28 protein-coding genes are annotated in these 22,981 nt (G+C 44.4%); 15 read left to right on the top strand and 13 right to left on the bottom strand.

Annotated features, from left to right (window positions below; translation table 11 throughout):
- Window positions 1-49: 49 nt before the first annotated feature.
- The 3 genes from ATB76_RS01990 to ATB76_RS01980 all read left to right on the top strand — a co-directional run bounded on the left by ATB76_RS01990 (window position 50) and on the right by ATB76_RS01980 (window position 1,509).
- The gene (locus ATB76_RS01990; protein WP_005433559.1) at window positions 50-343 is read left to right on the top strand and encodes a metalloregulator ArsR/SmtB family transcription factor; all 294 of its coding nucleotides are present in this window, start codon (window positions 50-52) and stop codon (window positions 341-343) included.
- On the top strand, window positions 330-890 hold the full coding sequence (gene sigZ / locus ATB76_RS01985; protein WP_061034493.1) for an RNA polymerase sigma factor SigZ: 561 nt from the start codon (window positions 330-332) through the stop codon (window positions 888-890). Before ATB76_RS01990 ends, sigZ begins: the two co-directional genes overlap by 14 nt.
- 175 nt (window positions 891-1,065) lie before the next feature.
- Window positions 1,066-1,509: a GNAT family N-acetyltransferase gene (locus ATB76_RS01980; RefSeq protein ID WP_061034492.1), complete on the top strand. Its 444-nt coding sequence runs from the start codon at window positions 1,066-1,068 to the stop codon at window positions 1,507-1,509.
- 34 nt (window positions 1,510-1,543) lie between these two features.
- Here the strand turns inward: ATB76_RS01980 and ATB76_RS01975 are convergent, their stop codons facing one another.
- On the bottom strand, window positions 1,544-2,437 hold the full coding sequence (locus ATB76_RS01975; RefSeq protein WP_038867278.1) for a LysR family transcriptional regulator: 894 nt from the start codon (window positions 2,435-2,437) through the stop codon (window positions 1,544-1,546).
- A gap of 85 nt (window positions 2,438-2,522) precedes the next feature.
- Between ATB76_RS01975 and ATB76_RS01970 the strand changes: the two genes are divergently transcribed.
- Window positions 2,523-3,638, top strand: coding sequence for a linear amide C-N hydrolase (locus ATB76_RS01970; RefSeq protein WP_038867275.1), 1,116 nt, complete (start codon window positions 2,523-2,525; stop codon window positions 3,636-3,638).
- Window positions 3,639-3,728: 90 nt separating this feature from the next.
- Here ATB76_RS01970 and ATB76_RS01965 read toward each other — a convergent pair whose 3' ends face one another.
- The gene (locus tag ATB76_RS01965) at window positions 3,729-4,727 is read right to left on the bottom strand and encodes an AraC family transcriptional regulator (protein WP_081094883.1); all 999 of its coding nucleotides are present in this window, start codon (window positions 4,725-4,727) and stop codon (window positions 3,729-3,731) included.
- A gap of 9 nt (window positions 4,728-4,736) precedes the next feature.
- Window positions 4,737-5,516, bottom strand: coding sequence for an SDR family oxidoreductase (locus tag ATB76_RS01960; protein ID WP_061034491.1), 780 nt, complete (start codon window positions 5,514-5,516; stop codon window positions 4,737-4,739).
- Between the two features lie 235 nt (window positions 5,517-5,751).
- Here ATB76_RS01960 and ATB76_RS01955 point away from each other — a divergent pair, with 235 nt between their 5' ends.
- On the top strand, window positions 5,752-6,255 hold the full coding sequence (locus ATB76_RS01955; RefSeq protein WP_005441115.1) for a lactoylglutathione lyase family protein: 504 nt from the start codon (window positions 5,752-5,754) through the stop codon (window positions 6,253-6,255).
- 74 nt (window positions 6,256-6,329) lie between these two features.
- Complete coding sequence (locus ATB76_RS01950) at window positions 6,330-7,319, top strand: zinc-binding dehydrogenase (RefSeq protein ID WP_061034490.1); 990 nt, start codon at window positions 6,330-6,332, stop codon at window positions 7,317-7,319.
- A 66-nt stretch (window positions 7,320-7,385) separates the two neighbouring features.
- Here ATB76_RS01950 and ATB76_RS01945 read toward each other — a convergent pair whose 3' ends face one another.
- Together ATB76_RS01945 and ppiC are read right to left on the bottom strand one after the other, a co-directional pair.
- Window positions 7,386-8,735 (bottom strand): alpha-amylase family protein, encoded by a 1,350-nt coding sequence (locus ATB76_RS01945; protein WP_061034489.1) that lies wholly within the window; start codon window positions 8,733-8,735, stop codon window positions 7,386-7,388.
- A gap of 487 nt (window positions 8,736-9,222) precedes the next feature.
- Entirely contained in the window at window positions 9,223-9,501 is a 279-nt protein-coding gene (gene ppiC / locus ATB76_RS01940) for a peptidylprolyl isomerase PpiC (RefSeq protein WP_039975020.1), read from the bottom strand.
- Between the two features lie 269 nt (window positions 9,502-9,770).
- On the opposite strand from ppiC, the gene ATB76_RS01935 reads away from it, so the two are divergent.
- Window positions 9,771-10,685: a chemotaxis protein gene (locus ATB76_RS01935; RefSeq protein ID WP_039975021.1), complete on the top strand. Its 915-nt coding sequence runs from the start codon at window positions 9,771-9,773 to the stop codon at window positions 10,683-10,685.
- Window positions 10,686-10,691: 6 nt separating this feature from the next.
- On the opposite strand, the gene ATB76_RS01930 is transcribed toward ATB76_RS01935, so the two are convergent.
- The 5 genes from ATB76_RS01930 to hutW all read right to left on the bottom strand — a co-directional run bounded on the left by ATB76_RS01930 (window position 10,692) and on the right by hutW (window position 14,400).
- On the bottom strand, window positions 10,692-11,102 hold the full coding sequence (locus ATB76_RS01930; RefSeq protein WP_061034488.1) for a hypothetical protein: 411 nt from the start codon (window positions 11,100-11,102) through the stop codon (window positions 10,692-10,694).
- A 141-nt stretch (window positions 11,103-11,243) separates the two neighbouring features.
- Window positions 11,244-11,780, bottom strand: coding sequence for an ATP:cob(I)alamin adenosyltransferase (locus ATB76_RS01925; protein WP_061034487.1), 537 nt, complete (start codon window positions 11,778-11,780; stop codon window positions 11,244-11,246).
- A gap of 86 nt (window positions 11,781-11,866) precedes the next feature.
- The gene (gene hutZ / locus ATB76_RS01920; protein ID WP_005441121.1) at window positions 11,867-12,397 is read right to left on the bottom strand and encodes a heme utilization protein HutZ; all 531 of its coding nucleotides are present in this window, start codon (window positions 12,395-12,397) and stop codon (window positions 11,867-11,869) included.
- Window positions 12,398-12,503: 106 nt separating this feature from the next.
- Complete coding sequence (gene hutX, locus ATB76_RS01915) at window positions 12,504-13,007, bottom strand: heme utilization cystosolic carrier protein HutX (protein WP_038867262.1); 504 nt, start codon at window positions 13,005-13,007, stop codon at window positions 12,504-12,506.
- Between the two features lie 22 nt (window positions 13,008-13,029).
- Window positions 13,030-14,400: a heme anaerobic degradation radical SAM methyltransferase ChuW/HutW gene (gene hutW / locus ATB76_RS01910; RefSeq protein WP_061034486.1), complete on the bottom strand. Its 1,371-nt coding sequence runs from the start codon at window positions 14,398-14,400 to the stop codon at window positions 13,030-13,032.
- Between the two features lie 168 nt (window positions 14,401-14,568).
- Here hutW and ATB76_RS01905 point away from each other — a divergent pair, with 168 nt between their 5' ends.
- Genes ATB76_RS01905 through ATB76_RS01880 form a run of 6 tightly spaced genes read left to right on the top strand, consistent with a single transcriptional unit; the run spans window position 14,569 to window position 19,155 of the window.
- Entirely contained in the window at window positions 14,569-15,321 is a 753-nt protein-coding gene (locus tag ATB76_RS01905; protein WP_061034485.1) for an energy transducer TonB, read from the top strand.
- Window positions 15,321-16,019, top strand: coding sequence for a MotA/TolQ/ExbB proton channel family protein (locus ATB76_RS01900; protein ID WP_042600147.1), 699 nt, complete (start codon window positions 15,321-15,323; stop codon window positions 16,017-16,019). The genes ATB76_RS01905 and ATB76_RS01900 overlap by 1 nt, the downstream gene beginning before the upstream one ends.
- Window positions 16,016-16,429, top strand: a complete 414-nt coding sequence (locus ATB76_RS01895) for a biopolymer transporter ExbD (protein WP_042600145.1) — start codon at window positions 16,016-16,018, stop codon at window positions 16,427-16,429. The genes ATB76_RS01900 and ATB76_RS01895 overlap by 4 nt, the downstream gene beginning before the upstream one ends.
- A gap of 27 nt (window positions 16,430-16,456) precedes the next feature.
- A complete protein-coding gene (locus tag ATB76_RS01890; RefSeq protein ID WP_042600144.1) occupies window positions 16,457-17,326 on the top strand; it encodes an ABC transporter substrate-binding protein in 870 nt (289 codons plus the stop codon).
- A gap of 9 nt (window positions 17,327-17,335) precedes the next feature.
- Complete coding sequence (locus tag ATB76_RS01885; RefSeq protein ID WP_061034484.1) at window positions 17,336-18,373, top strand: iron ABC transporter permease; 1,038 nt, start codon at window positions 17,336-17,338, stop codon at window positions 18,371-18,373.
- Window positions 18,373-19,155, top strand: coding sequence for a heme ABC transporter ATP-binding protein (locus ATB76_RS01880; RefSeq protein ID WP_042600143.1), 783 nt, complete (start codon window positions 18,373-18,375; stop codon window positions 19,153-19,155). Before ATB76_RS01885 ends, ATB76_RS01880 begins: the two co-directional genes overlap by 1 nt.
- Before the next feature lie 87 nt (window positions 19,156-19,242).
- Here ATB76_RS01880 and ATB76_RS01875 read toward each other — a convergent pair whose 3' ends face one another.
- Window positions 19,243-19,704 carry a TetR/AcrR family transcriptional regulator gene (locus tag ATB76_RS01875; RefSeq protein WP_038867249.1) on the bottom strand — a complete coding sequence of 154 codons (462 nt, stop codon included), beginning with the start codon at window positions 19,702-19,704 and terminating at the stop codon, window positions 19,243-19,245.
- A 528-nt stretch (window positions 19,705-20,232) separates the two neighbouring features.
- On the opposite strand from ATB76_RS01875, the gene ATB76_RS01870 reads away from it, so the two are divergent.
- On the top strand, window positions 20,233-20,532 hold the full coding sequence (locus ATB76_RS01870; RefSeq protein WP_039975028.1) for a YfcZ/YiiS family protein: 300 nt from the start codon (window positions 20,233-20,235) through the stop codon (window positions 20,530-20,532).
- 76 nt (window positions 20,533-20,608) lie between these two features.
- On the opposite strand, the gene ATB76_RS01865 is transcribed toward ATB76_RS01870, so the two are convergent.
- Complete coding sequence (locus tag ATB76_RS01865; protein ID WP_039975029.1) at window positions 20,609-20,881, bottom strand: YnjH family protein; 273 nt, start codon at window positions 20,879-20,881, stop codon at window positions 20,609-20,611.
- Between the two features lie 146 nt (window positions 20,882-21,027).
- Here ATB76_RS01865 and ATB76_RS01860 point away from each other — a divergent pair, with 146 nt between their 5' ends.
- Complete coding sequence (locus tag ATB76_RS01860; protein ID WP_038867245.1) at window positions 21,028-21,627, top strand: hypothetical protein; 600 nt, start codon at window positions 21,028-21,030, stop codon at window positions 21,625-21,627.
- Window positions 21,628-21,731: 104 nt separating this feature from the next.
- Here the strand turns inward: ATB76_RS01860 and ATB76_RS01855 are convergent, their stop codons facing one another.
- Window positions 21,732-22,838, bottom strand: coding sequence for a 1-acyl-sn-glycerol-3-phosphate acyltransferase (locus ATB76_RS01855; RefSeq protein ID WP_042600140.1), 1,107 nt, complete (start codon window positions 22,836-22,838; stop codon window positions 21,732-21,734).
- Window positions 22,839-22,981 lie beyond the last annotated feature (143 nt).

Genomic DNA, 22,981 nt, shown 5'->3' with positions numbered 1-22,981 from the left:
TTCACTATCATCGAAATGTATTTATCGTCTGTCATTCCAAGAGGTCAGTATGGAACTCGAAGCTGTAGCAAAAGCGCTCAAAGAGCTAGGACACCCTACCCGTTTATGTATCTATAAAGAGGTGGTCAAAGCAGGCTATGAAGGAATCGCGGTTGGTGGCGTACAAGATAAACTTGGTATTCCAGCCTCTACCCTTTCTCATCACATTTCGAGCCTAGCCTCAGCCGGCTTAATCAGTCAGCGTCGTGAAGGTCGCACTTTGTATTGTGTTGCTGAGTATGAATGTTTAGATACGGTTATTGGTTTCTTGCGTGACGAGTGTTGCATCAATGAAAACTGCTAACCTCGAATCAATTTGGAGCGAATACGAACACGCTATTCATGCGTTTTTGCGCTCTAAAGTCAGCAATGAAGATGATGTAGACGACTTAAAACAAGAGATCTTACTTAAGACTTATCAAAACCTTGCGGATATTCGTGATGTATCTAGCGTCAAATCTTGGCTCTTCCAAATCGCGAATAACGCCATCATCGATTTCTACCGTAAACGCGCTCGAAATCAACGTGATAATGACCTCGTTGCTGACGATCTTTGGTTTGAAGAGCAAGAATCAAACCTGAAACAAGAACTGTCAAAGTGCATTGCGCCGTTTGTGCAAGCATTACCAGATGAGCAATCGCAACTGCTCTCTTCTATTGAGCTTGAAGGCATGAGCCAGAAGAAGTTGGCCGAAGAGCAAGGTATCAGCTACTCAACCCTCAAATCGCGCGTACAGAGAGGACGTGTCGAATTGAAAAAGCTATTTGAAGAATGTTGTAGTTTCTCGTTCGACAAACAAGGTCGTATGACAGATTGCAACCAAAACGGTACTTCTTGCGATAGATGTTAATCCCTCGCTGAATTCCCACCTCACAATGAACACCGATAGCTTGGCGGCTCGTCATCGAGTCGCCTATCCATGAACTCAATCACAGCTTTATCTCTTCGTCAGCTCTCTCATTTGCTATCTTGCTGAATAGTAAGCTTTACTTCTTCTGCTTTAAGGAAGAAGGAAACTCGTTTTTATGATCTCATTAAGAGAACTCACCAAAGAAAACTATCTAGATTGTATTCGTCTCAATCTTCACCCAGAACAAGAAGAAAACCTTGCCTCCAACGCGATTACGATTGCTCAATCACGCTTTGAAACCGACTACCGATTGAAAGTAATTTATGAACAAGAGACGGTGATAGGTTTGCTTGCGTTTTGCCATGAAGACGAGCCGCTTGATTACTCCATTTACTGGCTGTTCCGCTTTATGATCGACAAAGATCACCAGAACAAAGGCTATGGAAAGCAAGTACTTAGTTTGCTCGTTGAAGAAGTGAAACAACTTGGCGGGAAAACCTTACTCACGATGCATAAACCCTCCAATCAGCAGGCAGGTCAGCTATATCGTGCTTTCGGATTTCAAGAGAATGGCGCACTCGATGATGGTGACATCTCACTACGATTAGTGCTTTCTTAATCCAGTACGAATCCAAAATGGAGAATTCTGGCTTTTACACCTGTTTATCAAACCATTCGGTCACCAACGCCACCAGCTTTTGATGTACGGGGCTTAACGTATTGCCTCGCTTTAGTAGCACATAGCCAGCACGACCTTCGTTTGCCATAAAATCGATGTTTAACGGGACAAACTCGCCTTTCTCATCATGAGCTTGCACTAAATGATGAGGAAGCAAGGCAAAGCCATCATTTTTCAATAATCGCATCAACACATCGATGTTACTGATTCGAGAAATGTTTGGTGACATCACCTGTTGATTACCAAGTGCGCTGGTGCTGAAATTCTCTGCAATGTATTGATGATGTGACGCGAGATCCTGCAGAGTCACCACAGGTTTCTGCGCTATCGGACTTTTCTGATGCGCATAGAAGGTAAACCTTGGATAACCCAAGTTAATAAAAGACATCCCTTCTGTTGGGAACGCTTTACCACTGTTGAGTACCACCGCGAAATCCGCTTGTTTCGCCATAAGCATTTCTAACGCTTCATCTCGGCTGCGATGTAACCAATGAATCGCTGTACTCTTGTATTGCTTACGCAAAGACAGATCGATGTCCGCGATGGCATCACACGGTACCGACATGTCGTGACAAATCGTTATCTCCGGAACATCCCCTTGAGAGTAGCTGTCGCAAGAAAGCTCTAAAGACTGCATTTGATAAAGAATATGCTTGGCTTGGGTAAGTAACGTCGTTCCTACTTCCGTCAAGACTGGTGTTCTTCCTTTACGTTCAAACAAGATCACATCCCAATCAATTTCGAGATCGCTGACTTGGTGATGCAGCGTCGCTCTGTCTTTCCCGATTACCCTTGCGGCTTGGCTAAATGATCCATGCTCTGCGACAGCGACAAATGCAGTAAGTTGGTCAAAACTGGCTCTGGGCATTGGAAGGTCCTCAAACAATAAACCTGTTTATCTTAGCTCAATCTAAACTGTCTTGTTGCAAAATCTGCAACATAACTGAGATTACATGGTGAATATTAAACGTAATAATGACCTCGTATTGAAACGTTACGAGGGCAATTCAATGAAAGGTTTTAGCAAAAAAGTACTTCTAGCAGCATCAGTTGCAATGGCAGTTGGCAGCATCTCTACCGCAGCAAATGCGTGTTCACGTTTGGTTTGGGAGACTCAAGACCACGGTGTATTTGTCTCTCGTACTATGGATTGGATGGAAGCCAATCAACCAACCATTGATGTTCGTCACGCAGGCCAAACCTACCGCGGCTACGATAAAGACGATGCGCTTACGTGGACATCGAAATACGCTTCTATCGGTGTGAGCATTTACGGCGTGGGCATTATTGATGGCTTTAACGAGAAAGGCTTTGCGGCGAATGCCCTGTTCTTGGATGAAGAAAACCCAGGGGCACCACAAGCTGGCAAACAACAAATCGAAAACTCGCGCTTTGTCGCCTATTTGATTGATAGCTTTGCATCCGTTGATGAAGCATTAAAGAATCTAGATTCAATCCAAATCCAACAGTTCAGCCACAATGGCATAGAAATGAAGGGACATTATTCATTAGAAGACGCAAGTGGTGACTCTGCTGTGTTGGAATACATCGACGGCGCTTGGCAAGTGCATCATGGCAAACAATATGACGTGATGACTAACAGCCCAGAGTACGCGCAACACTTGAAAAACTGGCAAGAAGCGCAACCCAAAGCGAAGAGTGATGTGAATGGTGAGTTCCCTATCCCGGGTAACATTAATTCTGCTCAACGCTTTATCTGGAACAGCTACATGAAGGACCAGCTTAAAGAGCCTAGCAGCTACACCAATGGCATTGCGAAACTCGACAGTGTGACCTACAAAATCCCATTGGATGCGGCAAACCGCCCAGTAAATGGCGAAATGCGTGGCTATGCAACCATCTATGGTTTGGTGTACAACCTAGACCAAAAAGTGATGAACGTGCGTTACCAGTATGACGACAGTTACACGCAGTACTCAGTGGACTTTAACAAGTTGAATGACGGACATAACTACACCATCAAAGCCGATTTACCGGATCTGTTTGGTGACATTTCATCTCGCTTAGAAAAAGGCGATGGTGTCATGGGTCAACACTTAGTGAAATAGCTTAAACAGCAGAACTTGAAAGGTGTTTGGACAAACATCTACCAAAGGCGCCGACATGTTCGGCGCTTTTCCTTTCTATTCATTTTGTGCTTAATGACACTGGTCTCGATAATGCCCGGGAGATATTCCCTTCCAAGCGCTGTAAGCCCGAATAAATGAGTTCGCTTCTTGAAATCCCAGTAGGAAGGAGATTTCACCCAGTGACATTTGAGACTTCTCTAAATAGTGTTCGGCAAGCTCCGCCCGTACCATTTGCAGCACGGATTGATAACTTTCAGCTTCTGCCGTGAGCTTGCGCTGCAATGTACGTTTACTCATTGCCAGTTTGTCCGCGACCATTTCAATAGCACTGTTCCCCGCGGGTAATGACTCGACCAAGACTGCTCGAACACGTTCTACTGTTGAGGCACTGGCATCAAGATCTTTTAGCTTTTGGTTCAACCCTTGTTCGAAAAAGCCCCACATTTGCGCATTTGAAGTCACGAACGGATGCACTGCGTCTTCCGCTTTAAATCGCACCTCTACGCCATCACCTTTGACCAACGGGCAACCAAAGTAAGCTTGGTATTCCTCAAGGTTGTTGGGAAGCTCAGGTAAAGTAACTTGTAGCGGTTGAATCCGCTTTCTCGTCGCTAAACGTGCTAACTGGGTAAAGAACACCACTTCTGTCAAAGCCAAAGATTTAGGCAGCGCTTGTCGTTGGCCATAACAACTGATACTGAGTTTTGTTTCTTTATCGGTAACGTCTAACGTCATTACCATAGGTCCAATCAACGGCTTATATTGCTGAATCCGTTTGAGTGCGGTGTTCAAGTTCGGGCTGCAAATAGCGGCAAAAATTGGGGCGTCAAAACCCTCAACCGACATATGTTCAGCAAGGAGCAACGGCATCTCGCGCTCACCAGACGCTTGTTCAACTCCGACCCAAAGCTGAAAGTACTCATTTGGGCTAAGCGTTGCCTTTTCTCGATTGAACAGGTCGGCAGGTAACTTGGCGTATACCAGCACCAGTTGCGGATCAATATCCATATCGTTAAGCAGCACTTTCCAACTCTGAGGCACCGTGAATTGACTCGCTCGCTTGATCATATTTGATTCCTAAGCACTTTTTTCCATGGTTTGACGCGATATTTTTAGCACCAATTTTCTTGGTAGGAAAGGCACAATCCATTCAAGCATGAACTTCAAACCACCTTCGTTGAAGGCCACCAACTTACCCTGTTCCATCGCATTGTAACCACACTCTGCAACAGAACGAGGAGATTTGGCATTCTTAAACACTTCCACACCTTGCAAATCGCCGGCAGCAACAAAACCCGTCGCTACGGCACCCGGACACAACGCTGTAGCCTTTACATTGGTGTCTCTAAGCTCTTCCGCTATCGCTTGAGTAAGCGAAGTAACATAAGCCTTGGTTGCGTAGTACACGGCCTGTAATGGACCCGGCATAAACGACGCCGTTGATGACACATTTAAAATCTTACCGCGATTGCGCGCCACCATGCCTTGCAGGTACAGGTGCGTCAGGTTGGTTAACGTCACCATATTAAGTTGCATCATGGCTTGGTCTGCCACCAATTCGCGTTCATGGAATTTTCCGTGACCACCAAAGCCAGCATTGTTAATCAGCACATCAATTTGCAAGCCTTGCGCTTCGGTTTGCTCAAACACACGCGCAGCAGAATCAGCCTGAGTCAAATCCTCTGCAATCACAGCAACCTGAACCTTGTGTTTATCGCGAAGCTCTAATGCCAGTGCCTCTAGCTTGTCTTTAGAGCGGGCAACAAGCACTAAGTCTCCCCCCTTCTCGGCGTGTATACGCGCTAATTCTTCACCGATACCACCTGATGCGCCTGTAATTAATGCTGTATTTGTCATGTGCTTGTCCTCTTAGTATGAGCTAACGTCGTTGTTGGTATGGATAAAGTTTATGCAATCCAATCGCGCCACACACTGGCAGAAGATGACATATTACTTGCCGATCGTGCCAGCCTGATTAAAGACCGTTGATTACATAAATTTATTACAATGAGAACAAATGATAATTTTTGGATAAAGATTGAACTAGCTAATATGCTTTGAACAGGATGAACACACAGAAGAGGCAAAGGTTATGTCTATCCCATATCCAAGAACGTTTTCTCACATTGGTATTTCCGTACCCGATTTAGAAGCAGCCGTAAAATTCTATACCGAAGTTCTGGGTTGGTATCTGATTATGGAGCCAACTGAAATCGTCGAAGACGACAGTGCGATCGGTGAAATGTGTACTGATGTCTTTGGCGCAGGCTGGGAGCGGTTTCGTATCGCTCACCTATCAACAGGGGATCGAATTGGTGTCGAACTGTTCCAATTCAAGAACCAAGAAAATCCTGAAGATAACTTTGAATACTGGAAAACTGGGATTTTCCATTTCTGCGTCCAAGATCCAGATGTCGAAGGTCTGGCTGAAAAGATCGTTGCGGCAGGTGGTAAGAAACGCATGAAAGAACCCCGTTACTACTACCCAGGCGAAAAACCTTATCGCATGATCTACATGGAAGATCCGTTCGGCAACATCCTAGAAATCTACAGCCACAGCTACGAGTTAACTTACTCAGCAGGCGCATACCAATAAATCATCAAAGCTATCCAACGGTGATTGCGCCGTTGGATTTTTATTTTTCGGGCAAGTGCCCTTTGGGGAAAAGAATGAAAGCGGTCACTTACCAAAAAGATCAAGATACCTTCACCTATATCGACATCGACACTCCAGCGATTGCGAGTGGATTAGATGTGTTAGTAAAAGTTCATGCCGTTGGGCTCAACCCTGTCGATGCAAAGGTCAACCTTTGGCACGAGATGGTCGATGGCATGGACGATACTTTCGTTGGTGGCCTCGATGTTTCGGGGGAAATCGTTGCCATCGGTGACAAGGTATCGGGTTGGCAGGTAGGTGATCGCGTTCTCTATCATGGCAACATGCGTCGAATGAGCGGTGGTTTCGCCGAATACGCGATTCACGACTCACGCACGTTGGTTGCTCACCCAAATGTTGAACCAGAAATCGCTGCCGCAACACCTTGTGCTGGCTGGACGGCTTATCGAGCTCTTGTCGACAAGCTAAACATCTCAACTCGTAAAAGCATCTTTATTGCTGGAGGATCGGGAGGCGTTGGCTGTTTTGCTATTCAGCTGGCACGCTTCTTTGGCGTAAAAACCATCATCACAACCAGTTCAGCGCTCAACCATGAATTTGTTCGATCGTTAGGCGCAACACATGTCATTGACTACAAACTAGAAGATGTTCGAGAACACGTCATGTCTATCACTGAAGGCTTAGGCGTAGAAGTATCTTTGGATTGCGTTGGTGGTGACAACGACATCTTGTGTGCCTCTGTGCTGGGGTTTGAAGGCGAACTGGTAGAGCTAGTAAGAACAACCCGAGCAACCGAATACCCAGGCGCTTTCCTGCAAGGGCTAACTTTCCATCAGTTAAGCTTAGGATCTGGCCATGTTCACGGTGAGATAGGTTTTCATTCTTTGGTAAAAGCCGGGAGTGAGTTTTCTCACATGCTAGAACGCGGTGAGATCACAATACCTAAGTTGGAATTGGTGGAGCTAAAAGACGTCCCTCAAGCATTAATAGCAATTCGTCAGCAACGTACGGTTGGAAAAGTTGTCGCGACAATAAACGATTAGTGCTTAAGCGACAGCATAATGATGAAGCGCAAGCTTGGAAAATAGCTTGCGCTTCCTATCCAACACTTAGTTTGTCACCAACAACATTGCTGATTTCGCCGCCACTTTAACCTCTTCACCGTTAGGCACTTGTTCTCCGGTCATCATATCAACCAGAGCCTTGTTCACTGTCAGTTGCAGTGATTGCGCTCGCGCAGATTTGTTGAGTACCAAGATGCCCTTCTCGCCGCGCTGAAGTACCAACATATCGTCGTTACCTTCCAGTACCGTCATTGGTTCGCCATGAACAAGATTATGGAATGCCACCATCTTTGCCATACGTGCGTCCTTCCACGCATTCTGCCATCTTGGTTTACCGTCCACGCCCTTGATGCCACTGGTATCCAGATCCGTGTAGATAAGCGGAACACCACCATCGCGTCCCAGAATGTAGGCATACGCTAGCCATTCGTTCTCTTCATCCATGACTAAATCCAAGAACACATCATTGTTTGGAATATCATGAGTAATCGCGAAAGTAATAGCTCGACGGTTAGATAAAGCCTGACCAAAACAGTACGGGTCGATCAAAGATTTAAAACTGCCTTTCTTCGAAAATGCCTTAAAAATGGTTGAGAACAACGGGAAGTCGTAGGCCCCCAAACGCGTTTCTTTTAAGTACGGTTCAAGGAACAATTCATATTCTTCTTCTGTCGCGCCACCATCTGTGATGATTTCACCAAAGATATGAACGTCTTGAGTAATGTCATCAGTCCACACTTGCTTTAAATGCTCAAGAGTCATGTGCTTTGCGGCATCAATACGGAAACCTTTCACGCCTAAAGCCTTAAGCGCTTTCAGGTAAGTACGTTGCTGCTCAACAACATGCTTGCACACACGTAAAGTCGGCAACCCAGGATCGGTTGGACCGCCCGAGATTCGACCATTTTGAACTTCCCACTTGTCTTTCCAATCTTTAATGCCAAAAGCTTCAACGAAGTCATTCTCATCAAACAACGGTTCTGACAAGTCACCGAATAGAATCAGATCTTGATACTTCCTTGCATTTTGCTGGTAATCGCCCATCACGGCTTGGCGTGGATATTGTAAATCCGAGCGTAAATGGGCTTCGTTCGCCATGTGATTAAAGACGACATCGGCGTAAACCAATATGCCCACACGGTCGAGTGCTTCAACCATGTTTTTAAAATCTGTGGTATTACCGAGCGCATTGTCGATAACACGATAATCTTGAGGTTGGTAACGCTGCCACCAGCGTTCGTCTTGTGCGCTTTTCATCGGCGGAGAAACCAATACCGAGCCATAACCTAGCTCGCTGATCTCTGCTGCGCGTTGGGCAATGTCAGCATACTTCCAATCAAAAGCGTGCAAGATAACATTTGCACCTGTTGATTGTGTTTCCTGTAAGCCACTCATGTTTCTCTCCTCGTCGCGTTCGCTCACCCATTATTACTCGTATTCTTCGTGAGCGAATCCAATAGCCAAAATTATAAGAACTATTAGCGAACCTCCCTCACCCCTTTTGCGTTTCTGCTAGGTGGAAAAACAAGGCGTAGCTCATCCCCAGTTAAGGTTTAAACGTCCGTTTAAAAGTATTCGAACGCCAAAACCAAAACAAAGATCGCAAGGATACCGATTTAAACACCTGTTTTATAAGCATTTTGCAGATAAACCATTCTGATCGCGCCTACTCTCACTATTACGCCTTTTCTCAGTAAGAATGTGAATATGGGGCAATAATTCGATATGTAACAAATATTTAAGAAAGCGAAACTGCCGCTCACGTCACAGTTGGTGCGGTTTATAAATTGACAGGAAAGGAGAGAAAGACTCGAAAAGATGATGAGAGGAGCACAAATAAAGAACGCTACATACAAAAATAGCGCGATAAACGCGCTATTTTTTAAGTGCGGTATAACACCTTCACAACGTGCCAACCGAATTTGGTTTTGACTAAGTGTGGAGTAAGAACCTCACCAGAAAAACAAACTTTGTCGAACTGTGGCACCATTTGACCGCGGCGAAACTCACCTAGGTCGCCACCACGTTTACCAGATGGGCAAGTTGAATATTTCTTTGCCAAAGCCTGAAACTTCGCGCCTTTTTTCAGTTGCTGGATAATGTCTTCAGCTTGCTCTTTATGCTTTACAAGGATGTGCAAAGCAGCTGCAGTATTTGCCATATGTCTGTCTCTCAATCTTCTGATGGCGCAAGTTTACCGAAACGTCCCATCATCGCCAATTATTTCTGTTACTCAGACGCTATCTTCATCTAAAGATGACAAGCACCACCTTACAAATTGATGAAAACTTATTCGTTCTTCTGCTCGATTTCTCACCTAACTTGCTCTATTTCCTAAAAAGCTCACTTTTCTATGCTCTACGGTTGAAGCTGTCGCCTTATAAGATTAGATTAGTTCGATAAATCAGTTATATTGATAAGGTTATTTTCATGGCAAAAGTCGCAAGTAAAGCGAACCAATCTCAAGGTATGTTGGTGTTTAAACTCACCCTGCAACAGAACTTCGCAATTGGCACACTTAAAGTCCGTGAAATTGTTCCTTATATGCCGACCACCAAAATTCCTTATTCACACCATCATGTAATTGGCACTGTGACAATTCGTGATTTGACGGTGCCGGTCATTGATATGGCGGCAGCGATTGGATTCCGTCCTATCCAAGAAGAAGAATACAATAATTGCTATTTGATCGTGACGGACTGTCTACGTACCGTGGTGGCATTTATGGTGCGAAGTATCGAGAAAATCATTGAATGTGATTGGAAATCTATCGAAACACCGCCATCAAGTGCGGGTCATAATATCTTTGTAACGGGTATTACTCGCTATGAAGAGAAGATCGTCCAAATGTTGGATGTGGAACTTCTACTATCGAAGATCTACCCGCAATACGAGAATACCAAGATTCCAATGCTTACAGACATCGAGCGCGAGCGTTTGAAAGCCTTGAATATCCTTTTGGTGGACGACTCTTCTATCGCTCGCAAGCAATTGAGCGACGCGCTAGACCGCATCAACATCCCGTATCAAATCTGTAAAAACGGCTCAGACGCACTTGACTTGATGAAGCGAGATGCAGAAGCGAACCGCCCAATTGACCTTTTAGTGAGTGACATTGAAATGCCAGGGCTGGATGGTTATGAACTTGCGTTTGAAGTTCAAAATGATTCTGCGCTGAATAACTCTTACCGCATTCTTCACACGTCTCTATCAAGCGAGATTTGTGTTGATCGAGCTCACCAAGTTGGCGCTCACGAGGCATTAGAGAAATTCAACGCTGGGGAATTGATTGAAGCGATGCTGCGCGGTGCAAAAGAGCTGGAAGCAAAAGCGATAGCTTCTTAATCATATCTAATAAGTTTGCTTGATCTGGTATACATCAATAACTTTTTCGGCAGTCAACAAACTCGTGATACTTGCTACCGAACATGAAAACAGTGCAACAAAAACGAACATTTTGATGTGACTATTGAGCAATAACCCTCCGCCGAAGAAATACAGTCCTATCGCGATAACCGCCAGCATAATCAATGCGGGTCGACACAACAATTCCATTGAAAGGGAGAAAAAGTAAACCTCCTCCCTTTTCGCAATCGAATACCAGTTGTAGAAAACTATAGAAGCTGTCACACCCACCGCTAACGCTATAGCAATCAGAACACTCGAAAAATGCTGCCCTGCAAACAACACAAACCCCGCTCTGATAGACAATAGCGCGCAAAATAGCCAAATCAATAAAGGCCCCCCAACAACTAAACCCATCGCTTCCTTCCTCTGAATCAATTTTAATCGTTATTCAAACAAAGACAGAAAGATGGGTAAAGGCAATTACAGCACTCGAATGAGAACTCTGCGACGGCTAGCTTAAAGTCATTAAATTCAGACTATTAGGTGATATTTTGCCTATTTACTTGGCATTGTGTAGCTGCGAGACACAAACTCAGTTTCTTCGACTTGATAAGTGTGGTTGATGTAAGACGCCAAACTGTAGAGCACATTCGCGAGCAGGTTTGAATAGCGGAACAAAATCGGAGCGGGTTGTTTCTTACCTGAATGTTCAACGGCAACCAATGCACGAACCACCTTCTTTGCTTGGCAACGACACAGATGCAATTGGCTTGACGTTGGGTGGCCGCCAGGAAGCACAAACCCTTTAAAGCCGCCATCGATACGAGCCTTGATTGCATCGTAATCGGCTTTTAGCTCATCCACTTTCGCTTCTGTAATCGCGAGTTTTCCGCGGATAGAGCCATTCACATGGTATACGTTTGGCTGCATTCGAGTCAGTATGTCCCGGCTAAAGTCATCGAGTTCCATCGATAGAACCAGCCCAATTCGGCTACACAACTCATCAGCAGTGATTTCAAAGTCACATACTGGGCTATCTTCATAGATGAATGGGTAACAAATCTCGCCAAGTTCCTTGCTTACTGGTCTCATGCTCTTTCTCTGTGCTTTTGCTCTAATAAAAAAGGGAGTCAGTATAACCTAACTCCCTTTCGGTATTCATTAGTTAGAAAACCAGCTTATGCGTTTTCGATTTTCTTGTGACCTTCTTGAAGGTGAACGAAATCAACCAGATCATCGCCTGATACTTGGTAAGCTTGACCAAAGCCTTTCACGAATAGACCTTGTTCTGCTTTTAGGTTGAACAGAACGAAGTCTTCTAGTTGGCTCAGACCATCAATGATCTCACCAAAACGGTCTTTCATTTGGCCAACAACTTGTTGCCACATTTCAGTATCACGCTCAACAACGGTTGCAACCGCATCAAACGTTAGACGCTTACGAGCGAACAACTGCTTCGACGAATCTTCGTCTTCAATCATCATCAAAGATACGTTTGGATTCTCTAGTAGGTTGCGTGCGTGACGAGCAATCTGAGAAATAAGAACGAAGTAACCTTCCTGGTTTTGAACGTATGGTGCGTAACTTACGTTTGGACGGCCTTCCGCATCAACGGTTGCTAATTGAATGGTACGACGCTCCTGACGAAATTCCTTGATTTCTGGTCCTAGACGACCTTGTAAACGCTCTTGTTTAACTTGCTGATCCATTTTGATACCTAACTTTACTTGTTTGTTGTTCCGAGTTTTAACTCGGTTATTCTTTAATAAATGACACTGCGCTAACGAATTAGTGCAGTGTCATGCTCATTCGAGACTACTTGTTGAACTCTGCTTGCATTGCACGGAATGCTGTTACTTGATCTTCGATTAGCTCACGCTTCTCGTTGCGGCCTAGGTAAATCTTAAAGATGTTGCTGCCACACTCAGAGAAGAAACCAAAATAATGGCTCTCGCGCCCCATGAAAGGTTTGCTGACTAGCGCGATGTTTTTCACGTTATCCAGTTTTAGGTGACCATGAAGTTCACCTTCTTTACCCATAAGGTTGTAGTAACCGCGAGCAACTTTACCTTTCGGGAACGGCGCTTTTACTTCAAAGATAGAACCAAAAGAATGAACGATAGTTGTTACTGGGCCAAAACCAACAAGACCTTCTAAGATGCTTTGTGCTTGCTCACCGGGAGCTACTGCAACCATCTCTTGAGGAAGTGCTGCTACCACGTCAAACTCTGATACACCAAGGCGCTCAGCCATTGCTGCTGGAAGTAGTTGCGGCTCTTGTTCTAGTAGGGCTTCGACCTGTTGCTTAATTGATTCCATTGTTTTTTCCATTTCTTTCAGATTAATTGTTAGATACTTTTGGTACGTTTTCGTTCATTTCAGAAGTCAGTACTTGAATACATGCCTGAGCCAGAGACACAGCCCAGAAGCTACCTGCTAACGTCAGTACTAAACTGCGCTCTTGTAGCTCAACTAAGCCCTTGTCATGCCAAACTTTGAATAGTGGCATCAGGAAATTAAAGGTGTCTTCACCCATAAATGTTGGCAACTTGCTCGCCTGAACAATGCCTCGATCAAAGCCAGACTTCAGCGCTGCGAATAGCGGCTCAAGTGGGCTTTGCTTCATCATCATTGCGATGGTGCTCTGCCCTTCATTTACAGCTTTAACGTAAGTGTCTAGCGTGCGGTGCTGCATCATGCCGTAACCACCGATATTACCGCCCGCGCCACAACCAATAGGCAGTACTTCTGCATAGGTCTTCGCTAAGCTGTTGTATAAGCTGCGTTCACGGTTATCAATTGCCCAATGGTTAACACTAAGCTGTTTCATGTGGTGCTCCGCCATAAACTTAGCACCAAGCTCGTACATGCCCGCTTTTTCCGGTGTCGTTGCTGGTGGCGGCATTTTGCCTTTTTCAACTAAATTGAGCATTGGCGCTGTACCACCAACCACTAACTGATAAAGGTCCAAGCCATGAGCGCCTGTAGACAAAAAGTCCTTAAGATCTTGCTCTAAAACATCTTTTGTTTGATAAGGCAGGCCGTAAAGCAAATCGATGATGACAGGGATCTTGTCTTCTTTCGCCAACTCACTTACTCGCTGAAGTACATCTTCACGGTCATCTAGACGTTTAGCGCTACGACGAACTTTGGTATTAAAGCTCTGGACGCCAAATGAGAAACGGTTGAATCCACCATCTAGCGCACCTTGATATAACTCGTCTGAGAATCGGTTGATACGACCTTCAAGTGTAATTTCGCAGTCAGCTGCGAGAGGGAAATAGTCGTGGATGGCCTGACCTAGAATACGAACTTGGTCTGCAGATAAGTTAGTAGGCGTACCACCGCCGATGTAAACCGCATGGAAGATGCCACTTTGCGTCCACGGCATCGCCGCTTTCTCTTTTAGCTCTTTCATCAGAGCATCAAAGTATTCATCGACTAACTTACGGCTGGCAGCATTTTGGAAGAAGTTACAGAAAGTACAACGCACACGACAAAATGGAACGTGAATGTACAAGCAACGCTTATTGTTCTTTACCGTCGTTTCAGACGTAATCCTTGAAAGAATATCTCCTTGTTGTGGCGGTGGCACTGGCATGCTACTACCACCTGCATGCGCAGAGTGCTTTTTCACAAAAGCAAAGCGCAATGGATCCGGGCTATCACTCCCAAGGATTGATTCGTCAAATTTATAAATATCGACGCTCATATTTACTCACTTAAAGCCCACCACACAAAGGATTGAGGCTCATTTCAAAAAAACTGCAAAGATCATAATTTGCGCGTAATGATAATGCAATTGATAATTGATCTTATTTCCTTTGTAAGTGATAATCAGTCCCAACTTGATAATTATTAGCAACACCGAGATTTACCCGTGAACCTACAAAGATATGTCATTGCCGGAGGCGCCTCACTTGCGATTCATGCAGCGCTTCTTTTTGTCTCTCAAGAGACAAAAGTTTTTGCGATGCCTGCAGGAAATCCGGCAAGCACAGTAAGCCTGAATTTGGTCTCGGCTCCTAAACCTGTTAAAGCGCAACCGGCTCCTCAAGAGGAAGTCGAGAAGAAGCAAACTGAAACCAAGAAGCAACCGGAACCTAAGCCAGAACCAGTTAAAAAGCCGATCGAAAAACCCGTCGTTAAAAAAGAAGCTGTAAAGAAAAAACCACCGGTAAAAAAGGAACCTGAACCAATCAAGCCACCTAAAAAGCCACAACCAACGAAACCAGTGGCTAAAAAAGATCCGGAACCAAAAGAAAAAGTAGAGAAGAAAGTCGCAAAAGAACCAGTACAAGAGCAAAAAGCCGCACCAACAAATAAATCAAAAGGTGCGACTTCAGAGCCAGTACTAGTCGATAAGCCAACTTTTGTCTCCCAACCAGTTCAGCCTCGCTACCCTCGTTCAGCTCGTAAGCGTGGCATTCAAGGTGTTGCACTGTACGAAATTTGGCTTGATGCAAATGGCAATCAAGTTAAACAAGTTCTTATTGAATCTTCCGGTGCCGAAATGCTCGATGCTTCAGCGCTACGTGCGATAAAGCAATGGGAATTCTCACCACATATTTCTGGCGGGCAACAAGTTGCTCACCGCGTTCAAATCCCAGTTCGTTTTAAGTTGGATGGATAATGGAACAGCTACAACATTTACAAACCCAATTTGGTCTTATGACTTGGCCTTTAATTATTTGTTCTGCTTTAACAGTCATGATCATTGCGGAAAGACTTTTCCAAGTATTTGTTAGTCTTGGAGTAGGCAAAAGAGCAATTCGTCAAAAGCTCAAAACCCTAGACCCAACAAACAGCAAAGATATCGAAGCACTTGCAGACGATCTTTCTGGCAAGCGACCTCTTCTTTATCGTGGTGTCGCGATGTTACTTGCTCACCATTCTTTCTCTAAGTCACTTCGTGAAGACGCGGCAGGAATCTGGTTGCAAGAAAAGCGTCATCAATTACATTCCGGTCTGCGCCTTTTGACACTCATTGGTGTGATCAGTCCTCTAATCGGGCTGTTAGGTACCGTTCTTGGCCTGATCGATATGTTTAAAGGCATTGCGTCTTCTACAGGTAACATCACGCCAAACGATCTGGCTGATGGCCTAGGTCTGGCAATGCGCACGACCGCAGCGGGTTTGATCATTGCATTGCCCGCAATTTCTGGCGCACAACTGATTGGTCTTTGGGCTGATCGCGTTATCGCTAAGCTTGAGCACACACTGAACTATGTAAACCTCTGGTTAGAAGGCATTTCTTTGCAACACGTTTCTCCAGAAAACAACAAAGAAATCGCAACGGTTGCTGATCATGTTGAGGCGAGAAGCTCATGATTAAAGCACCTCAAGACAATAACAGCCATGGTTTATCACCGGACCTAACCCCGTTACTGGATATTATCTTTATTGTAATGGTGTTCTTGATGTTGACTGCGGCAGTCAAGCTCGACTCTCTGGATGTCAGTTTACCAAGTACAGATTCTCAGGCCGTTGCCGAAGTTGATAAACAATCCATTACGGTCAACATCCTCAAAGAAGAACCTTTTTGGGCTATCAATGGGAAAACGTATATCGACTGGGAAAACTTTACTCTTGCCTTACTCGAAGAGAGCAAATCAACCGACAAACCTATTGTGATTGGCGCAGAAAAAACCGCTGATATTCAATCCCTCGTTAAGCTTCTTGGCTTTTTACAAGAAAACGGAATTCAGGCGACTCAGTTGTTAACTGAAGAGTCGCAATAAAAAGAACATAAGACAGAGAATAAACTCATGAACAAAACACTATTGCCAGTTCGTACCGCCTTAACCGTAGCAGTGACTATGCTTGCAAGTGCGAACCTATTTGCTAACGAAGCCCCTTCAACGGAACGAGTTGTCAGTGCAGGTAGTGCGGTAACTGAACTCCTGATCGCCCTTGATGCAAAAGAAAGCCTAGTCGCCGTTGACGTGACGAGTCAGCTTCCTAAAGAAATGGAGTTACCTAAAGTAGGTTATCACCGTCGTCTATCCGCGGAAGGCTTATTAGCTCTAAGCCCAACAAAAGTGATTGGTTCTGATGAAATGGGCCCGAATACAACGCTTGACCAGTTAAAATCAGCAGGTGTCGACGTTGAGGTCGTAAACACAGAAGCAAACGTTGATGGTTTGATTCATCGTATCGACCAAATTGCTGGCATCATGCATCGTGAAACTGAAGCCACAACACTAAAGAAAGAAGTTGAAGCACAAATTCAAGCCCTAGAAGGCAACCAACCAGAAAAAGCGGAGAAAAAGAAAGTCCTTTTCTTGCTGATTCATGAAGGTCGTGCCGCAAACGTTGCAGGTTCAGAAACGACACCAGATGCCATTATTACTCTCGCCGGCGGTGAGAACCCAGCGGCAAGTAAACTGTCTTCATACAAGCCGCTATCAACAGAAGCTATGGTTGAAATGCAACCAGACGTTATCTTAGTGAGTGGCCGTAGTTACCAGACTATGGGTGGCGCTGATGCAATTTTAAAAGCGATGCCACTACTTGCTGCAACGCCAGCAGGTATGACTAAGAACATCGTTACGATTGATGGTCACGCATTAGTCGGTGGTTTGGGTCTAAAAAGCCTATCTGAAGCAAAACGCCTAAACGAGTTACTATACCCGTAGAGAGATTCAATGCTGTTAAGACGTATCCCTTTATCTACTATTCTACTTGCTTTATCCGGTATATTAGCCTTTATAGCTGTAGCTTCAATCACAGTAGGTCCCATGAATATCAGCTTCGCAGACAGCCTACGAAGCCTGAGCGGAGCAGGGTCTGACCTTGCTCCTCACATCCAACTAGTCATTAACGAAATACGCTTACCACGCACTATCCTATGCATGTTCATTGGTGCCATCCTTGCGATTTGTGGTGTGGTTATGCAAGGACTTTTCCGAAACCCTCTTGCTGAACCAGGCATCATTGGTGTTTCTTCAGGAGCCGCTCTTGGCGGGGCTTTCGCTATTGTAGTCTTTGCGGATTTTAGCCAAAACTACCCTCAGCTAATGAACTTAGCCGCGCTGCCTTTCTTTGCTTTTCTTGGTGGTGCAATTACAACCGTATTGGTTTATTGGCTCGGAACGAACAAATTTGGCACTTCCGTGACCATTATGCTCTTGGCTGGTGTTGCAATCAGTGCCCTTTCTGGTGCCGCTATTGGTTTTATGAACTTTATCGCCGATGACCAAATGCTTCGCGACCTTGCGCTTTGGTCGATGGGATCTTTAGCAGGAGCAAACTGGTCTGGTATTGGTCTAGCAGCAGTGACGCTCGTGATTCTTCTTTTTTGGTTCCAGAAAAAAGCAATGTCACTTAACGCGCTGCTATTAGGTGAATCCGAAGCAAGGCACTTGGGTGTACCCGTGCAAAAGCTTAAGCGTCAGTTGATATTACTTTCTGCTGTCGGCGTTGGTATTACGGTGAGTATTTGTGGTGCCATCGGCTTTATCGGCCTCGTCATTCCTCATTTAGGAAGAATGTTAGCTGGGCCTGACCATAGAACCTTACTACCAATCTCAGCACTAATGGGAGCCTTGCTATTAACCGCTGCGGACATGTTCGCACGAGTTGTTGTTACTCCAGCTGAACTGCCGGTAGGTATCGTAACTGCACTTATTGGTGCGCCGTTCTTTATCTACTTATTGTTCCAACAAAAAGGGAAGATCCTGTAATGAATCCAACGGTTATGTCAGGCAGAAATATCTCCATGAGGTATGGCAGCCGAATCGTACTTGATGACATCAGTATTGATATTCGAGCAGGAGAAGTTACCGCCTTACTTGGACCAAATGGCGCTGGTAAAAGCACGTTGTTAAAACTCCTATGCGGCGAGCTCCCTTCTCAACATGACATTGAGTACTTTGGCAAACAAAAAAACGATTGGGAGCCCGCTGAAAGCGCAAAACACATTGCGATGTTACCACAACACAGCACGTTAACTTTTCCGTTCTTAGCTCGAGAAGTTGTAGAGTTAGGCGCAATTCCGTTGTCGATAACTAACAAAGAAACCACACAATTAGCTTTGCAGTACATGGAGCAGACTGACGTATCTCACCTTGCAGATAGCCTCTACCCTGCTCTTTCTGGTGGTGAAAAGCAGCGCTTACATCTTGCGCGAGTATTAACTCAGCTTCATCAAGCTGGCGACAAAAAAATACTGATGCTAGATGAGCCGACTTCAGCACTCGATCTTGCCCACCAGCACAACACGCTCAAGATCGCACGTGAAGCAGCCAAAGCAAACAATGCGGCCGTTGTGGTTGTATTACATGATTTAAATCTGGCGTCACAGTACGCTGATAGATTGGTTTTACTTCATGATGGCAAACTGGTTTGTGATGACAACCCGTGGAACGCTTTGACACCAGAACGCATTGAGCAAGTCTATGGCTATCGTTCTATCGTCACTAAGCACCCGACCTTGGATTTCCCACAAGTCCATGCAGCGGCTTAAATAGCAGTCTTAACGAACAGATTGTCCGGTTCAATATATTAAATAAGAAAAAGCCTCGCATAATGCGGGGCTTTCTTTATTCTGGTTTTATTTGCTCATCTGAATCAACGAACGACCAATTAACCACTCTAACTCTTTGTCACTACCAGCACCGAATTGACTCTCAGCCATTTTGTACAAACGGTCAATACCGTTTGCTGCAAACTCATGTGCACTTTCTGAAGTGACGATATGGTGGAACAATAGACGCAAGATCGCTAAGAATTCAGTATCTTCTAGAGCTTTAATCCAGCTCTTCGAAAACGCTTCTAGACCTTTATCAAATTCTAGATGCTCTACGAACATTTTGAAAATACGACCGTCTAACGCGGCGGTAAAATCCGTTTTCTTAGGGAAATGGTGGCTAATACCTGTACGCGATACACCTGTCTGTTGACTTAACGTGGTGTAAGACATTTTGTCATAACCAAGTCTTAGAAGCTGATCAACAACGGCATCCATGATTTTCTGGATAGTGATTTCGGTATCTTCTTTACTACGCTTTGGCATATTTTAAGCTCTTCTCTTTGTAAATCCATCTAACTCACAATTAAATGAGGGCCAGAATGAAAATCATCCTCAGCATTATGTACTGTACGCCCCTAACATCAAATTAGAGGGTCAATCATAACTAAAATGCACTGCGTAACGTGCAATTTACAGTGATATTTCTGTCAATACATGTGACTCAAAATATGGCGAAAAGTCCACTCCATCAAAACCTTGCACCAAATCATTCATCGAAACTATTCTCAGGCTAAGAATGATAATTATGTAAAAATAATTAATCCGGAAATAGTCTTATAAATTGAACCCCAGTTCAACTCACCTGACAAAAATCTCACGAATATCTAGGTTAATTGATTTTAAATATTGATACATATCACATTAATTTTATTAAGGAAGTTCTAATGAATTTAATTAACCCCTTGTTAACAACATAACATACTGTGCCTTTTTTATCCAAAATCATTCATTTTTGTAGATAGAGATCAAATACCTGATAGAATACCCACAGTATTTACAAGAGGATTCGTTATGAGTGTCGAATTAGAAGAAAGCCAAGTTTGTGAAGCTTGCGGTTGCGCTGGTGAAATGGGTTTTATCATCAAAGAAGGCGACGATGTTGCTGACGTAACGATTTTCGCAGAAACTAAAGCAGCACTAGAAGCTGAGTTGGCGAAATACATCGAAATGGCGACAACAGTGTGTGCCGGCGTTGAATACAACGTTTCTGAACTCACTGAAGAATCAAAAGAGCTCACCGCTCGCTTCAAGTTTGAAGTTAGCGCTGAAAAGCTAATCTTTGAACTGAAAACTCGCTCTCTAGCGCGTTAAAAATCAAAGTTATAAGAGTAAAAAAGCGAGCACTCTGCTCGCTTTTGTGTTTTTAGCGCTCTTGTAATAAGTGACATTACTTTTCTTGCTTAAATACCACCCACTTTAACGCGCCATTCGTTTCAAAGTCATTTTCATCAGTACAGACCAATAAAACACCGTCAACACTCAATACCGCTCCAGTCGTGTAGGCTTTATCATCGTAGTAACAAACCCGCTGCCCTAATTTACCGTCTGCCACAACCAGTGCTTTGGCCTCAGGCGTACTGTAAGATTTCGCCATCACCGAGCCAGAAAGTAATACGCTGACAATACTTATGGTGATGCAAGCTATCGGTTTTTTATCCATGGCTCTCCCCTTTATCTTGGTAACATACTAACAAGAAGCCATTTTTGGTTCTTGGCAGCATCTCATATTCTTTATATCTCTCGCTCTAGAAGCCCTACTCGCTTTACGTTATTCTTTTCTCGTAAATTTTTGTTGAAGTAGCGATAATGCGTGTATTCCCTCTCTTTCTTACCTTAATGGCCATAAGTACGAACCCTGCTGCATACGAGCTCGATTACTACTCCAAATTTGGCCATACAGACAACTACGGCAATGTTGACCTACGCAACAAACCTTATTCTCAGTTGCCCGACGGGTTCATCGTTAAAGGTAATTTGAATATCTCACAAACCCCGATTACCAAACTTCCTAGAGGGCTTGACGTAGGGGGTAGCTTGGAGGCCACCAACAGCTCGCTTAAAACCATTAGGTCAGGGACTAAGATCAAAGGGTATGCAAATCTATTGGGCAGCAAAATCGAACGTTGGCCACGAGGAGTGAAGCTTGGGGGTTACCTAAATTTGACAGATACCCCTTTGCAAAGCTTACCGACTCGACTGCGAGTGAAGGGGGACTTGAGTGTGATTAGAACACCGCTAACTCAATTACCTGAAGGCCTTGTCGTAGAGGGGAATTTGTATATCAGTGGTTCAAAACTCACCGAATTCCCAGAGACCATGACAGTCAATGGCAACATTTTCTTAGGTGGGAATCGTATATCAAAGTGGCCAACGAACTTGACCTTAGGTGGCGCCGTTGCACCTTAGAACAGAATGAGAAGAACGAGCGAAAAATCAAATAACACATCGGCTAAAGATCCTACCCGTTCCTCACAATGTTAACGCTGAGCAATCATATCTCTAAAGCCCGGCTATTCTTGGTTATTGACTGGATTTGCATAGCTTGCGACTAAATAGCTATGTGCGCCAGCTGGCAGTTGCTCAAGCTTTTCTGCTAACTGAGACTTAACCAATTCGGTGATCGTGTCATCTTCTCGACCCGCTGCAAGCAAGTTCATCGGGAACACTCGGTAATTGTTATGGATTTGACGATCAATTTCATTTGCAAGTTCTTCAGGTGTTTCGAACTCTTGATCAACCACATCACCAAACGCAACATGAACTTTGCCTTTGTAGCCTACGATACCTTGGATAATACTCTCGATATCTTCAAACTCACCCTTCTCGTAGCTACCGTTTTCTGCTTTCTCGTACAGCTCTTTTGCCTTAGCAAGGTCACATGGGTCATTCTGATAAGAAATAGAAACTGGAACGATTTTCAGCGAGCGAGTGTATTCGCCAAAGCTGATTTTTTGCTTGCGCCCTTCTACGTGGAACATCTTAAGGATTGCAGGATCGGTAAAATCATTCCCATCCTTTGCTCGCCCCTCTTTTTGGGCAATCCAAATTGAGTTACCCGTATCAAGAGAGTGCTTGATATAGCCAGATAATTGACCCAGCGTTTTCATCATCTCTCTCGGGCCTTTTGCCGAACGTTTTACAATGAAACTCTTGTTAAGCTTCATGAGTTCTGTCGCACAAGGCTTCTTAAGCAAGTTGTCACCAATAGCAATGCGCACAGTGCGATGATCGGTCTGATGCAAACCGTAATTAACAAGCGCAGGATCCATAGCGATATCGCGGTGGTTAGACACAAATAAATAAGAAGTTTCTTTATCTAGCTTGTCCAAGCCGGAAAAGGTCACACCATCCGTCGTCGTATTCAACGTATCTTGAAGGTACTTCTTAACTTCAAGTTGAATCGCTTCTACGGAGTCAAGCTTGCTCCACTTCGCTTTTAAGTAGACGCGGATAATCGGGCTCATGAGTGTTTTGAACCAGTTCGCTTTATTTGCGAAACGGTGCTCTAAAATCGCGCTGATAAACTCATCGTCTTGGATAAGGCGGTCCAGCGCAGCTGGAATCTCTTCGTCATTGTATGGACGAATTTCAATATAAGGATCGGTATTGGCTGTCATTATTCAATTCATTTCAAAAAAAGCTGGCACATTTTACGCATTGTTTTGCCAAGTAGCAGCATTTCAATCCATACTTTTAACATGGTCATACCAGTCGTTTTACAATTTCTATTCGCAAAAAATTCTGTTATTCGGTTGGCATT

Origin of the sequence: Vibrio sp. MOR3, assembly GCF_001557775.1 — a bacterium.
GTDB lineage: Bacteria > Pseudomonadota > Gammaproteobacteria > Enterobacterales > Vibrionaceae > Vibrio > Vibrio jasicida.
The sequence above is the reverse complement of the archived record's forward strand: the minus strand, read 5'-3'. Positions and strand labels throughout refer to the sequence as shown.

Coding starts and splice junctions, on each gene's coding strand:
- ATB76_RS01990 (WP_005433559.1), top strand. CDS start 50: ATGGAACTCGAAGCTGTAGCAAAAGCGCTCAAAGAGCTAGGACACCCT.
- sigZ (WP_061034493.1), top strand. CDS start 330: ATGAAAACTGCTAACCTCGAATCAATTTGGAGCGAATACGAACACGCT.
- ATB76_RS01980 (WP_061034492.1), top strand. CDS start 1,066: ATGATCTCATTAAGAGAACTCACCAAAGAAAACTATCTAGATTGTATT.
- ATB76_RS01975 (WP_038867278.1), bottom strand. CDS start 2,437: ATGCCCAGAGCCAGTTTTGACCAACTTACTGCATTTGTCGCTGTCGCA.
- ATB76_RS01970 (WP_038867275.1), top strand. CDS start 2,523: ATGGTGAATATTAAACGTAATAATGACCTCGTATTGAAACGTTACGAG.
- ATB76_RS01965 (WP_081094883.1), bottom strand. CDS start 4,727: ATGATCAAGCGAGCGAGTCAATTCACGGTGCCTCAGAGTTGGAAAGTG.
- ATB76_RS01960 (WP_061034491.1), bottom strand. CDS start 5,516: ATGACAAATACAGCATTAATTACAGGCGCATCAGGTGGTATCGGTGAA.
- ATB76_RS01955 (WP_005441115.1), top strand. CDS start 5,752: ATGTCTATCCCATATCCAAGAACGTTTTCTCACATTGGTATTTCCGTA.
- ATB76_RS01950 (WP_061034490.1), top strand. CDS start 6,330: ATGAAAGCGGTCACTTACCAAAAAGATCAAGATACCTTCACCTATATC.
- ATB76_RS01945 (WP_061034489.1), bottom strand. CDS start 8,735: ATGAGTGGCTTACAGGAAACACAATCAACAGGTGCAAATGTTATCTTG.
- ppiC (WP_039975020.1), bottom strand. CDS start 9,501: ATGGCAAATACTGCAGCTGCTTTGCACATCCTTGTAAAGCATAAAGAG.
- ATB76_RS01935 (WP_039975021.1), top strand. CDS start 9,771: ATGGCAAAAGTCGCAAGTAAAGCGAACCAATCTCAAGGTATGTTGGTG.
- ATB76_RS01930 (WP_061034488.1), bottom strand. CDS start 11,102: ATGGGTTTAGTTGTTGGGGGGCCTTTATTGATTTGGCTATTTTGCGCG.
- ATB76_RS01925 (WP_061034487.1), bottom strand. CDS start 11,780: ATGAGACCAGTAAGCAAGGAACTTGGCGAGATTTGTTACCCATTCATC.
- hutZ (WP_005441121.1), bottom strand. CDS start 12,397: ATGGATCAGCAAGTTAAACAAGAGCGTTTACAAGGTCGTCTAGGACCA.
- hutX (WP_038867262.1), bottom strand. CDS start 13,007: ATGGAATCAATTAAGCAACAGGTCGAAGCCCTACTAGAACAAGAGCCG.
- hutW (WP_061034486.1), bottom strand. CDS start 14,400: ATGAGCGTCGATATTTATAAATTTGACGAATCAATCCTTGGGAGTGAT.
- ATB76_RS01900 (WP_042600147.1), top strand. CDS start 15,321: ATGGAACAGCTACAACATTTACAAACCCAATTTGGTCTTATGACTTGG.
- ATB76_RS01895 (WP_042600145.1), top strand. CDS start 16,016: ATGATTAAAGCACCTCAAGACAATAACAGCCATGGTTTATCACCGGAC.
- ATB76_RS01890 (WP_042600144.1), top strand. CDS start 16,457: ATGAACAAAACACTATTGCCAGTTCGTACCGCCTTAACCGTAGCAGTG.
- ATB76_RS01885 (WP_061034484.1), top strand. CDS start 17,336: ATGCTGTTAAGACGTATCCCTTTATCTACTATTCTACTTGCTTTATCC.
- ATB76_RS01880 (WP_042600143.1), top strand. CDS start 18,373: ATGAATCCAACGGTTATGTCAGGCAGAAATATCTCCATGAGGTATGGC.
- ATB76_RS01875 (WP_038867249.1), bottom strand. CDS start 19,704: ATGCCAAAGCGTAGTAAAGAAGATACCGAAATCACTATCCAGAAAATC.
- ATB76_RS01870 (WP_039975028.1), top strand. CDS start 20,233: ATGAGTGTCGAATTAGAAGAAAGCCAAGTTTGTGAAGCTTGCGGTTGC.
- ATB76_RS01865 (WP_039975029.1), bottom strand. CDS start 20,881: ATGGATAAAAAACCGATAGCTTGCATCACCATAAGTATTGTCAGCGTA.
- ATB76_RS01860 (WP_038867245.1), top strand. CDS start 21,028: ATGCGTGTATTCCCTCTCTTTCTTACCTTAATGGCCATAAGTACGAAC.
- ATB76_RS01855 (WP_042600140.1), bottom strand. CDS start 22,838: ATGACAGCCAATACCGATCCTTATATTGAAATTCGTCCATACAATGAC.